At 60.4% G+C, this 12,229-nt stretch carries 13 protein-coding genes; 3 read left to right on the forward strand and 10 right to left on the reverse strand.

Features of this window, described 5'->3' with window-relative positions:
* Positions 1-49: 49 nt before the first annotated feature.
* From tilS to ybgC, 9 genes are all read right to left on the reverse strand, one after another.
* Positions 50-1,372 (reverse strand): tRNA lysidine(34) synthetase TilS, encoded by a 1,323-nt coding sequence (tilS, locus tag K290_RS0125950; RefSeq protein WP_037136303.1) that lies wholly within the window; start codon positions 1,370-1,372, stop codon positions 50-52.
* 5 nt (positions 1,373-1,377) lie between these two features.
* The gene (ybgF, locus tag K290_RS0125955) at positions 1,378-2,418 is read right to left on the reverse strand and encodes a tol-pal system protein YbgF (protein ID WP_028754557.1); all 1,041 of its coding nucleotides are present in this window, start codon (positions 2,416-2,418) and stop codon (positions 1,378-1,380) included.
* Positions 2,419-2,578: 160 nt separating this feature from the next.
* Entirely contained in the window at positions 2,579-3,112 is a 534-nt protein-coding gene (gene pal, locus K290_RS0125960) for a peptidoglycan-associated lipoprotein Pal (protein WP_028754558.1), read from the reverse strand.
* Between the two features lie 270 nt (positions 3,113-3,382).
* Positions 3,383-4,687: a Tol-Pal system beta propeller repeat protein TolB gene (gene tolB / locus K290_RS0125965; RefSeq protein WP_028754559.1), complete on the reverse strand. Its 1,305-nt coding sequence runs from the start codon at positions 4,685-4,687 to the stop codon at positions 3,383-3,385.
* A 20-nt stretch (positions 4,688-4,707) separates the two neighbouring features.
* Positions 4,708-5,139: an energy transducer TonB gene (locus tag K290_RS35030; protein WP_154668670.1), complete on the reverse strand. Its 432-nt coding sequence runs from the start codon at positions 5,137-5,139 to the stop codon at positions 4,708-4,710.
* 8 nt (positions 5,140-5,147) lie between these two features.
* Complete coding sequence (locus tag K290_RS0125975; protein ID WP_028754560.1) at positions 5,148-6,455, reverse strand: hypothetical protein; 1,308 nt, start codon at positions 6,453-6,455, stop codon at positions 5,148-5,150.
* Positions 6,456-6,464: 9 nt separating this feature from the next.
* Entirely contained in the window at positions 6,465-6,923 is a 459-nt protein-coding gene (gene tolR / locus K290_RS0125980) for a protein TolR (protein WP_028754561.1), read from the reverse strand.
* A gap of 27 nt (positions 6,924-6,950) precedes the next feature.
* A complete protein-coding gene (tolQ, locus tag K290_RS0125985) occupies positions 6,951-7,673 on the reverse strand; it encodes a protein TolQ (protein WP_028754562.1) in 723 nt (240 codons plus the stop codon).
* Positions 7,674-8,096: 423 nt separating this feature from the next.
* Positions 8,097-8,552 (reverse strand): tol-pal system-associated acyl-CoA thioesterase, encoded by a 456-nt coding sequence (gene ybgC, locus K290_RS0125995; protein WP_028754563.1) that lies wholly within the window; start codon positions 8,550-8,552, stop codon positions 8,097-8,099.
* Positions 8,553-8,689: 137 nt separating this feature from the next.
* Between ybgC and K290_RS0126000 the strand changes: the two genes are divergently transcribed.
* The 3 genes from K290_RS0126000 to K290_RS0126010 are packed head-to-tail and all read left to right on the forward strand — an operon-like array spanning position 8,690 to position 11,696.
* Entirely contained in the window at positions 8,690-9,910 is a 1,221-nt protein-coding gene (locus K290_RS0126000) for an NAD-dependent epimerase/dehydratase family protein (RefSeq protein WP_028754564.1), read from the forward strand.
* Entirely contained in the window at positions 9,910-10,773 is an 864-nt protein-coding gene (locus tag K290_RS0126005; protein WP_245276679.1) for a glycosyltransferase, read from the forward strand. Before K290_RS0126000 ends, K290_RS0126005 begins: the two co-directional genes overlap by 1 nt.
* Entirely contained in the window at positions 10,770-11,696 is a 927-nt protein-coding gene (locus K290_RS0126010; RefSeq protein WP_028754566.1) for an NAD-dependent epimerase/dehydratase family protein, read from the forward strand. The genes K290_RS0126005 and K290_RS0126010 overlap by 4 nt, the downstream gene beginning before the upstream one ends.
* On the opposite strand, the gene K290_RS0126015 is transcribed toward K290_RS0126010, so the two are convergent.
* Positions 11,665-12,228, reverse strand: a complete 564-nt coding sequence (locus K290_RS0126015; RefSeq protein ID WP_028754567.1) for a DinB family protein — start codon at positions 12,226-12,228, stop codon at positions 11,665-11,667. The two genes, K290_RS0126010 and K290_RS0126015, sit on opposite strands and share 32 nt — an antisense overlap.
* Position 12,229: the final 1 nt, after the last annotated feature.

Genomic DNA, 12,229 nt, shown 5'->3' on the forward strand with positions numbered 1-12,229 from the left:
CATTGCCAAGGCAAACCGCATCGCCACATGTTTTTTCCGTCAATAACTCTCAAAGTGGCGGCCGCGCATAGGGTGCACGGCCAAAGCAGGCCGACAACCGATCCGCAAATGTGAGATCGAATCGTGTCAAAAAGCGGTCGAAAGGCGCAAGATACGGCACAATCGCGACAGACGCGGCGTTTTCGCCGTCGCCGGCGATCACCAGCGGCAGCACCGCCCGCGCACGCTGCACGGCACCTTTAGGCAAACTCTCCGGAAATTCTGCAGCACCTTTTGCCCCTGCCGCTTCGATACGGATGGCGGTCGGGCCGCGATTGACGATCCGGAAGCGGCCGTCCCATATGCCATCCGCTCCCGACGCAAGCTCAAGCGGCCGGATATCGCGGTTTTCGCGCATGAGATAAAGCCCGTCCCGGCGCAGATCGAAAAGGACCCCGCCCGCCGTGCGCCGCCCCGGCTTTCCCTCGCCCATGAAATCGAGGATGCGGCGCATCCGTTCGCGGCCCGGCCCGTAGGGTTCACCGCCGAATACGGCCGTAAGATAAGGGAGCGCATAGGAGAGAACTGCCTCGTCAGCGGCCAGCGCATCGCGGCTGACAGCACAAAGCACGCCTGCATGCACCGTCACATATCTATCCAGCCAAGCAGTAGCTTCCATCGAAAGTGCCGTGCGAGTCGAACCGCCATCCAGCACTGAAGGCGGCGCGGCATTCTGCGCCAGGCGTTTGCGCGTGCGCACGCGCTCATAGCGGACATCCTCGTTGCTGGGATCGTCCAGCCAGGACATGCCCCGCTCTGTGAGATAGGCGCGAATATCCGCCCGCCGGCAGGCAAGAAACGGCCTGACGATCCAGACACGTCGATCGAAGAGCATGGCGTCAGCAATGCCGGTACCGGCAATGCCCTCACCTTCGTTCAAACGTGCCGCGCGCATGGCCAAGGTCTCGCGCTGGTCATCGAGCGTGTGGGCGGTAACGACGACATTGGCAGAGATTTTGTCGGCGATATCGGTAAGCAGCTCGTAACGTGCGCCGCGTGCGGCCGCCATAATGCCGTTCTTCGGCTTCTCGCCCTCCCAGCGACGAGCGACATGGGGCACGCCAAGCGATGCGCAGAGAGCGGCAACATCGCGCGCTTCATCGGCCGATTCTGCACGCAAGCCATGATCGATCGTAGCGGCGGAAAGGGCGACGTTTGAAGTCGGGAAGGCTTTCAACCGTTCGGCAAGAGCAACCAAAAGGCCGGTGGAATCGCTGCCGCCGGAAATGGCGACCAGAATATGGGCAGGCTTGAAAAGGGAATGAATAAAATCGGCCGCTGCAGCGTCGGGCATTCGGGCTGTGGCAGCAGCAGTCACAGCGTTACCGGACATCTCGATCAGCAGGCAAGACGCTTTTGTTCGCTGGCCACCTTGGTGGTAACGGCCTTCGAAGCCTTCGGATAGCGCTTGGTCACTTCGCGCAGCGTCGCGCAGGCCGTATCCTTGTTGTCGAGGGCGGCAAGCGACATGCCGAGCTTCAAGAGCATTTCCGGCGCCTTTTCCGAGGTGCTGTATTTCTGATGCGCGTTCAGGAAGGTCTTGGCCGCATCATTGTATTTGCCCTGCGAATAAAGCGCTTCACCAAGCCAGAAGTTGGCATCGGCCGCGCGGGCGCTGTTCGGATAGCTGTCGATATACTGGCGGAACTCCTGTTCGGCGACGCTGTAGTCGCCGGACAGGACGTGGCCATAGGCCGATTTATACTGATCGCCTTCGCTGCCGAGCGAGGCCGTCTGACTTCCGGAGCCCGCAGCCGGCGCAGCACCCGAACCGTTATTGGCGCGCGTCGCGGTCGAGCCGACCTGCTTGCCGCTCTGATCGAACTGGATCGAGCCGAGCTGGCTCGGCGGCTTGCCAGAACCGCCGCCCTGTTGCGCGGTGTTCGGGGCGTCGCCGCCCTGCGAATCGCTGATGACGCCGGCGATGTCGTCCTGCTGCTGACCGCCGCCGCCCTGCGCCGGGACATCGGCTTCGCTCTTCTTCATCGGGGCGGCGCCGGCACCAGCGCCTGCCGCACCGCCGGTACTTCCACCGCTACGCTTTTCAAGCTGCTGGAAGCGGAATTCATTGTCCTCCTGCGTCTTGCGGATCTGCTCCTGCATCTGCAGCAACTGATAGCTCATCTCTTCGACGCGGCCGTTCAACTGGCGCATCTGGTCTTCAAGCTGCTGCAAGCGGACTTCGGCATCGCTGTTTTGCACGTTGATGACGGGTGCCTGCCCGAACTGCCTTTGCGGAGCCGCATTGTTCGGAACCGCTTGTTCCGGCGCACTGCGACCGCCTAAATGGAGCCCGAAAAGCGATAAGGCAGAGGCGTTACGCTCACTACCGGCGACGGCGGCGAAACAAAGTAAGCTCGCCACGACAAGTTTTCTCATACGGATCATCCTGTCCATTGATTCTTCGCGCCCTGGGACGCGAACAGGAGATTTTTACAATTAATCTCAAAAAGCAACGGAGTTCGGCCAAAGTGTGGTCAAAAAAGCAAAGGCGGCCACGGGGACCGCCTTTGTGCATTTCGGCCGGAATTTCCGTCTATCAGGAACCGGCGCCGTTGAGCACGGTGACTGCGCGGCGGTTCTGCGACCAGCAGGAAATATCGTCGCAGGTAGCGACCGGACGTTCCTTGCCATAGGAGATCGTCTTCATGCGCTGAGCCGGAACGCCGCGCGACGCGAGATAATCCTTGGTGGCGGCAGCACGGCGGGCGCCGAGAGCCAGGTTGTATTCGCGCGTGCCGCGCTCGTCGGCATGGCCTTCGACGGTGATCGCGTAGTTGGGATAACGAGCGAGCCACTGGGCCTGACGGTCGAGCGTCTGAGAGGCATCGGCGCGGATCGAAGAGCTGTCGGTATCGAAGAAGATGCGATCGCCAACATTGACCGTGAAATCCTGCGGCGAGCCCGGAGCGGCATTGCCGGCGCCATTGAGGCCAAGGCCATTGGCATCGTTCGGCAAGCCCTTTTTGGATGCGCAGCCGGCAAGCGAAAGGCCGACGAAAAGTGCGATCATGATCGGGTTGCGGGCGAGGTTTTGCATGTGGCCAACGGCCGGGTTTGCGATGCGGCTCATGGCCGGTCTCTCCTTAAGTCTCTATCAGGGTTGCCAGACTGTAACCGGGTTCGGTTAATCCGATTCCAACAAATATGGTTAATGATGTCCTAAACTTGTCCCGAATTGGTCCACTCACAGGACTTTGCGGCGACAAAGTGACGCTTGAGCGGATCAGCGACATTTCGAGCCGCCGCCCGCACAAGCTGCTTTCTTTACATGATCTTATCCGAAACCGGTCCGCGCTTTGCACAGCGCGAACCGTCGCCACACGATCATGCTCGGCCAGCCCTACTCGAGGAGCGGCGACCAGGCCGGGTCGGAGGCGAAGCCCGGGGTCGGGATCTTCTGTTCATTATAGCCCGTCAGATCGATCGAATAGAGCTGCGGCCCACTGGAGCCTTGCGGCTCGCGGAAGAACATGATGACGCGGCCATTCGGGGCCCAGGTCGGACCCTCATTGTGGAAGCCTGTGGTCAGCAGACGCTCACCCGAACCATCCGTCTTCATGACGCCGATAGAGAACGACTGGCCGGACTGCTTGGTGAAGGCAATGAGATCGCCGCGCGGCGACCAGACCGGCGTCGAATAGGCGCCGTCGCCGAAGGAAATGCGGTGCTGGTTGGAACCATCCGCATTCATCACGTAGATCTGCTGCTTGCCGCCGCGGTCGCTTTCGAAGGCGATCTGCGTGCCGTCGGGCGAATAGGATGGCGACGTGTCAATGGCCGCCGTCGATGTCAGGCGGGTCGTCGTGCGCGAGCGCAGGTCCATCGTATAGATGTTGGCGTTGCCTTCCTGCTGTAGGCTCATGATCACCCGCTGGCCATCCGGCGAGAAGCGTGGCGAAAAAGTCATGCCCGGGAAATTGCCGACCAGCTCGCGCTGGCCCGTCTGCAGTTGCAGCAGATAGACACGCGGCTGTTGATTGGCGAAGGACATGTAGGTGACTTCCTGCCGGTTCGGCGAGAAGCGTGGTGTCAGCACGAGATCGCTGCCGTCCGTCAACATGCGGGCGTTGAAGCCGTCCTGGTCCATGATGCCGAGCTGCGTCTTGCGGGCCGTCTTCGGGCCGCTTTCGGCGACGAAAACGACGCGGGTGTCGAAATAGCCCTTCTCGCCGGTGATCTTTTCATAGATCGCGTCAGCAATGATGTGGGCGACGCGACGCCAGTTGTCCGGCTGCGCATAGAATTGCTGACCGATCATCTGCTGACTGCCATAGGTGTCCCACAGGCGGAACTCGGCGCGAAGACGGCCGCCCTCCTGCGTCACCCGGCCGGTCACCAGCGCCTGAGCGTTGATCGCCGTCCAGTCCTGGAAGCGCGGCGTGGCGTCCGGATTGCTGATCTTCTCGATGAAGGCCTGCTTGTTGACCGGTGCGAACAGGCCGGACCGCTGCAGGTCGGCAGCGATCACGCCGGAAATCTGTGCACCCAGACCATCATTCGACAAAAGATCGGTGATGGCGATCGGCATGGGCTGGACATTGCCCTTGTTGATATTGAGTTCAACCACAGCATAAGCCGGAGTGGCGAGGGCTGCCGTCAGGCCTGCCAGTACCAGCAGGAGAGGAACGAGGGTTTTTCTGATCATATGTGCCAAGCCTTTCAGCATTAAAGCGCCATGTCGCCCGGTGCGCAGTTCAGGATGACTTCGACCGAGCTAGTTTCATTGTCGAATTGAGTCCGCGGCAAGTTCTTGAAAGGTGCCGCCCTAAGGAGGGCACGCACAGCACTTGCCGCAACAGCAATCTGCGTCTTTTTGGGGCCGCCCCTTGTCGTGAGGTATGGCTCGCCCGCGATCTGCCCAGTGCGATCGAGCCTGAGGCGAATTTGAACATGGACATTGTTCATGCCGGGCAGCCCCGGCATGATATTCCAATTCTCCGCCACTTTCTCGCGAATGCCATCCGCAGCCGCGCGCTCAAGCGGACGCGCGCCGGCGGCATTCGCAGGCTGAGCTGACGCTGAACCTGCCAGCATGATCCCAAGAGCCATAAGCAAGCTCAGGCCGAAACGGGGACAGTGGTTGGTCAAAAGCTGCACTGCTCGCATCACATCCCCATATCCGCCGCACTGAAATTGACGACGACTTCCTGCCAGTCGTCATACTTATCCGGCGGCAAAATTTTCAGGTAATCCGCCTGCGCCCGGAGCACGGCACGCACCGAGGCGCCCTGCATTGCGGCCTGCGTTGAAGCCGGGCCGCCGCTCGTCGTCGCCTCCGGTTCGCCGATGATCTGGCCAGACTTGTCGAGCCTGAAGTGCACCTTGATCCGCACGTCGCCAGCGCCCTCGAGACCGGGAGGGAGGTTCCAGTACTTTTGGATCAAATCACGCAGCCCATCCTGCTGGCTCTGGCTGAGCTTGCCTCCCCCGAGCGATTTCATGCCACCGCGCGAGGCGACCTGGGTATCGGCGCCGGCGGAAGCCTGTTTGGACGAACGCGCTGCGCCGCCCTTTGACGATGTATTGTTCAGAACGTTTGCGATCTGATCAGCTAGGCCATCGTCCAGCCCTTTGTTGGAGCCTTTAGCAGTTTCGTGTTTCTTGTCGCTGTCCTTGTGGCCGTCATCAGTCGAGGTATTCTTGCTGGTACTCTGAGTGATCGTCTTATCCGTGGGCTTCGCCGTCGGCTTCGCGTCCGCTACCTGTTGAGGCTTCGCAACGGGCTTCGGCTCCGGTTTGGGGTCGGGCTTTGCCTCCGCGGTCTTCGGCGGCTGCACTGGCTGCGGCTTCACATCGGGAACGGGAACTTTGTCCGCTGGTGGCTGTGCAGCCTGCTCGGTCGGATTTTCGGTTACCGGCTTCGGATCAGCCTTTTGCGGAGTGGGAGTTGGCGTAGGTGTTGGGGTCGGAGCAGGCGTGACCTCGGCCTTCTGCGGCGTCGGTTCCGTCTTCGGCGGCGGGGGCGTCGGCGTTGGAGTCACGTCTGGCTTCTGCTGCGGAATGGCGGCCACTTCTTTCGGCGCAGCCTCAGTATCCTGCTGCTCGATGGTCTTGACGTCGTTCGGCCGCGGATCGTTCTGCGGAACAGGCGTATCCACCTTCTTCGGTGCTAATGCCGCTGTGTCGCTCTCCGGCCGTTGGGTCGGTACGACCGGGTTCTTGATATCGACGTTGTTCTCGCCAACATTCTGAGCATTGGCGACCTGATCTTGCTTAGTCGTCTGCTTCCGCGCGACGTGATCCGTAACAGGTGCCTTTTTCTCGCCCTGCTGCATTTGATCGGCAGGGACGATATCGACATCCATTGCCGTGCTTTCCGGCGTCTCCAGAGGCGCAGGCGCACTCAGCGTCAACATGGCGCCGATCAGCACCAAGATGTGAATGACCGCAGATGTGGCGATGCTACGCTTCATGGCGATCCGTCAGTGGTCCGTTATCTGCTGCGTAACCAGGCCGATATTCTTGTAACCAGCCTCCTGAATGCGCGACATGACGTCGGCGATGACGCCATAGGGCGCTTTCCCGTCGCCGCGCACGAAAATGCGTTCGTTATAGCCGGTGGTGGCGATCGCCTTCAGCTTGGCGGCAATGTCAGCCGCTTCGATCTGCGTTTCCTGCAGGAAGACCTGGCCATCCTGCTTGATGGAAATGGTGATTGGCTGGGTCTGGGCGTTCAACGCGCCAGCCTGCGTTTGCGGCAAGTCGATCGGCACGCCCGACGTCATCATCGGCGCGGCCACCATGAAGATGATCAGCAGCACGAGCATGACGTCGACGAGCGGCGTCACGTTGATATCGGCGATCGGACCACCCCGGCCACCGCCGCGGCGTCCGCCCCGGCGGCCACCGCCGCCACCTTTGCCTCCAACAGACATTGCCATGTGATTTACTCCGGTTCCGTCTGCGACTTACTGCGCCGCCTGGCGCGGCTGCAGCTTCTCATCGATCTGGCGCGACAGGATTGCGGAGAATTCGTCCGCAAAGCCTTCCATGCGCGCCGACAGCTTGCCGGCATCGGCCGAGAACTTGTTGTAGGCGATAACCGCGGGAATAGCCGCGACGAGGCCGATCGCGGTCGCGAGCAAGGCTTCGGCGATACCGGGAGCAACGACCGCGAGGTTCGTCGACTTCGAACCGGCGATCGCCTGGAACGAGGTCATGATACCGACGACGGTGCCGAACAGGCCGATGAATGGGCCTGCCGAGCCGATGGTCGCAAGCGATCCGAGGCGGGCGATCAGATGTTCCGATTCACGCGCCAGCGTGACGTCCATGGCGCGATCGATGCGCATCTGCAGGCCGATCGGCGAACGCGCGCCGCGCTCGAACGACTTCTTCCATTCGCGCATGGCGGCAACGAAGATGGCGCCGAGTCCCGTATTGGTGCGCTCCGAAAGCGTGCGATAGAGTTCCTCGAGCGACTGACCCGACCAGAAGACCTGTTCGAAATGATCGAACTGCCGGCGTGCCCGAGCGTAGCTCAGATACTTGTCGATGACGATCGCCCACGTCCATACGGATGCCGCGAGCAGTCCGAGCATCACGAGCTTGACCACCAAGCCCGCCTGCATGAAAAGCGACCAGAGGGTGATGTCCGGTGTGGTGGCCGCTGCCAATGCTACTTGTTCCATTGATCCAAAATCCCCGAATCCAAACGCCCGGCGCTAGACCGGGCGGCTAAAAGTGATCTCACAAGAAATGTTTGGCAGCCGCCGCTGAACGCCCTGGTCAAAGCCTTCCAAGCTTACAACTGCCTTCTTGCCGTCAAATTTGGTCAAAGGAAGGCGTGCGCCGCACAAACTCCGACATCGGCAGTAAGACACTATTATGGTTAAAAGAATGTTAGCGTCGGAGCATAAAAGATTGGACGGTGACGAAGGTTATTCTGTCTGCTGGAAGAACGAACCCGGCAAAACCGGCGGCAGGCACAAAACAAATCTTGCGCGCGGAAATTCCTTCACACAAAAGTCAAGTTTTAGCAAGGAGACTTTTCGGACCGCGACATTGCCGTGCGCGGTGGCCTGCCAGCCGCGCATGCAGCCTGCGTCGTGAGGCTAAACTGTAGCCTCGGACGCCACCAGCATCTGCGTGGCCAGCTTCTCGGGTAACCGCCGCGGTTTTCCCTTGGCGTTGATCACCGCGATAATGACCTTAGCCGCGATCAGCAGCGTCTCGCCGCGGCGGATTTCCTGGGAAAGCACCATCTTGGCGCCGCCGGCCTTCTCGGTCGTCGTGCGAATCACCAGCAGATCGTCCATTCGCGCCGGTCCCCTGAAGTCGATCTCCATGCGGTGAACGACGAAAACCAGCCCTTCCTCGTCGGCATTCAGAAGCTCGCGCTGTTCCACGCCGAGGCAGCGCAGATAGTCCGTGCGGCCGCGTTCGAGGAAGTGGAGGTAGCGCGCATGATAGACGAGACCGGAAAAATCCGTATCCTCATAATAGACTCGCTGCACCAGCCGGTGGCCACCGGCTTCCAGTTCCCCGGCAATCAGAAAGGGGCTGTTCATCGTCGCCGCATCTCCAAAAAATCTGGGGACCCTCTTTGGCCGAAGTTCCGCCATCAAGCAAGCTTTGAACGATTGTCATAAATACTGACTATCCGGAATGGTGCCGGATAGCGGTCGACGCAGAAGGAAATGATCTCATGAAAATAGCGGTAATGGGCGGCGACGGTTTCATTGGTTGGCCAACCTCGCTGCATCTCTCCGATGCCGGTCATGAGATCCATATTCTCGACAATCTCTCCCGCCGCTGGATCGACACGGAACTCGGCGTGCAATCGCTGACGCCGATGGATTCGATCCAGGAACGCACCCGCATCTGGCACGCCGAAACCGGCCGCCGCATCCACTTCCACCTCATCGATCTCGCCAAAGACTATGAACTTCTGAAGAAGTGGCTCGCCGAGCACCGCCCCGACGCGATCGTGCATTTCGCCGAACAACGTGCCGCACCCTATTCGATGAAGAGCGACCGCCACAAGAACTACACGGTCAACAACAACGTCAGCGCCACCCATAATCTCCTGAACGCGCTGGTCGAGCTCAATCTCGACGCCCATCTTGTCCATCTCGGCACCATGGGAGTCTATGGCTATTCCACGGTTGGCGCCGCCATTCCGGAAGGCTATCTGCCCGTCGGCATCGAAACCGCCGATGGCCGAACGGTCAACCAGGATATTCTCTATCCGGCCAATCCGGGCTCGATCTACCATATGACCAAGTGCGTGGATCAGCTTCTCTTCCAGTTCTACGCTAAGAACGATGGCCTGAGGATCACCGACCTGCATCAGGGCATTGTCTGGGGCACGCATACGGAACAGACCCGCCGCCATGAGCAGATCATCAACCGTTTCGACTATGACGGCGATTACGGCACCGTACTGAACCGCTTTCTCATCCAGGCGGCGATCGGCTATCCGCTGACCGTGCACGGCACCGGCGGCCAGACCCGCGCCTTCATCCACATCCAGGATTCCGTGCGCTGCATAGAGCTGGCGCTGAAGAACCCGCCGCCGCGCAACGCCCGCGTCGAGATCTTCAACCAGATGACGGAGACGCATCGGGTCCGCGATCTCGCCGAAATGATCGCCAAGTTGAGCGGTGCGGAAATCGTTTATCTGCCGAACCCGCGCAAGGAAGCGCCGGAGAACGACCTGATCGTCAAGAACGACAAGTTTCTCGATCTCGGCTTGGCGCCGATCACCCTGCAAGCGGGTCTTTTGAGCGAAATCGTCGATGTCGCCCGAAAATATACCTACCGCGTCGATCGCTCGCGCGTTCCCGCCGTTTCCGCCTGGACCAAGGATCTGGCAGCGACGATCAACCACGATCCCGAAGGCAAGCGATTGAAGTCGGTCTCATGATGTTCGGAAGCGAAATGCTGCAGGGTGTGCGGCCACGCTCCAGCCCGCGAGCGCGGCAAGCCTTTGTCACCCTCGTCACCAATGCCGACTACGCCATGGGCGCGACGGCGTTGATGCACTCGATTTCATGCACCCACACCAAAGCGGATATGGTCGTGCTGCACACGGCAGGCGTCGACGAAAGCGATCTAGCGCCGCTGGAGGGACTCGGCTGCCGGCTGGTGGACGTGGAGCATCTGCCGCTTTCCGATGAATTCAACGAGCGGCACGCACGCGGCAATCTCCACGCCAACGCCCCCTTCACCAAGGGCCGCAAGCCGTCCTTCCACTCGCCGCTCGATAATTTCTGCAAGCTGAGGCTTTGGCAGCTCATCGACTACGACACCTGCGTCTTCATCGACGCGGATGCGCTGGTGCTGAAGAATGTCGACAAGCTCTTCGACTATCCGGAATTTTCCGCCGCACCCAATGTCTACGAAAGTCTCGCGGATTTTCATCGAATGAATTCCGGCGTCTTCGTCGCCAAGCCTTCGCTTGCAACCTTCAAGGACATGCTGAAGCTGCTCGATCGTCCCGACGTTTTCTGGCGGCGCACCGACCAGACCTTTCTCGAGACATACTTTCCGGACTGGCATGGCCTGCCTGTCTTCATGAATATGCTGCAATATGTATGGTTCACCATGCCCGCGCTTTGGGATTGGAAGGGCATTTCGATCCTGCACTATCAATATGAGAAGCCTTGGGAGAAGAATCACCCGAAGGCCGATCAACTGAAGCCTCTGATCGATTTGTGGCACCATTTCCATGCCGGGCGCGAGGTGCCCGACATCGCCGCCTTCGCCAATCCGAAAGAAGCAGCATGAAAGTTCTGGTTTCGGGCGGAACAGGTCTCGTCGGTCGCTATATCGTCGAGGAGCTGCTTGCCGCCGGATATCGAGTTGCCGTCGGCGGCCGCAACGCACCGGAACCCGGCCTCTTCTCGCAGCCCGTCACGTTCGTACCGCTTCGCCTCGATCCTTTAGATGATCAGCGCGACGTCTTCGACGATGCCTATTTCTTCGTGCATGCGGCGTTCGCGCATGTCCCCGGCAGATATCGCGGCGGCGAAGGCGATGACCCTGAGGGCTTCCGCCGGCTCAACCGGGATGGCACCATAAAGCTGTTCGAAACAGCAAAACGAGCAGGCATCCGCCGCTGCATCTTTCTCTCCTCACGCGCCGTCTATGGTGACCGGCTAGCCGGCGAGATGCTGACGGAGGACATGGTCCCGACGCCGAACACGCTCTATGGCGACGTGAAGCACGATGCCGAACACGCCCTCTTCTCCCTTTCCGCTCCCGGTTTTGCGACGGCAAGCCTCAGGGCGACAGGCGTCTACGGCGAGCTCCGTCCGAATAAGTGGGATGATCTTTTCGCGGATTACCTAGCGGGAAAGTCGGTTCTTTCCCGCGCCGGAACCGAGGTCCACGGCCGGGACGTCGGCCGCGCCGTCCGCCTGCTGCTAGAGACCGAGACCAGCCGCATCAGCGGTGAGGCTTTCAACCTTTCGGATATTCTCATCGACACGCACGAGATCCTTGCGCATCTGCAGCGGGCAACCGGCTCTCCGCACCCCCGGCCCGCACCCACACCACAAGGCGCCGTCAGCGTCATGGATACCTCGAAAATCCAGGCACTCGGCTGGCGCGGCGGCGGGGCGGCGTTGCTGCAAGAGACGGTTGCGAGATTGGCAATGCCGTCACGCCCTGCGACCTTCAGCGCATCAGCATCGTCTCGTCCCAGCTAAGCACCGCCAATTCCTCACCCCGAAACCTCGCGTCGTCGGCAACGATGAATTCATCCAACTGCGGCGGGGCGACGCTGCTGCCGGCGAGCATGGCATGCACCTGACCGCGGTGATGGGTCTGGTGCTGGAAGAGATGGCTCAGCACATCCTCCGCACGTTCCCTCTGGATGCGATTGTCCCGATGCAGATCGACCAGCCGCACCAGCGCCTCGGGATTTAGATGTTCACATAGATTTGCAAGCCGTCGGTCGACTTTGCCTTGCTCCATCGACAATGCATCCAGCGTGTCAAACGGCTCTTCGTTGTCGAAAGCCTTGAGACCGAGCGTGCCGCCTTCCAGCGCATCGACGTAAAACCAGTCGACGGTCAGGATATGGTTGAGCGTCGACTTGATCGACGGGAAGAAACTCACCCGCTTGGCCTCGAACTCGCCGGGCTGAAGGGCTGAGCAGGCTTGATGCAATCGGGTATTCGCCAACGCATTGTTATAAGCGAGCTTGCGGAATACGCGGATCGGATCGAAACCTGACATG

This window comes from Rhizobium leucaenae USDA 9039 (assembly GCF_000426285.1).
Lineage (GTDB): Bacteria > Pseudomonadota > Alphaproteobacteria > Rhizobiales > Rhizobiaceae > Rhizobium > Rhizobium leucaenae.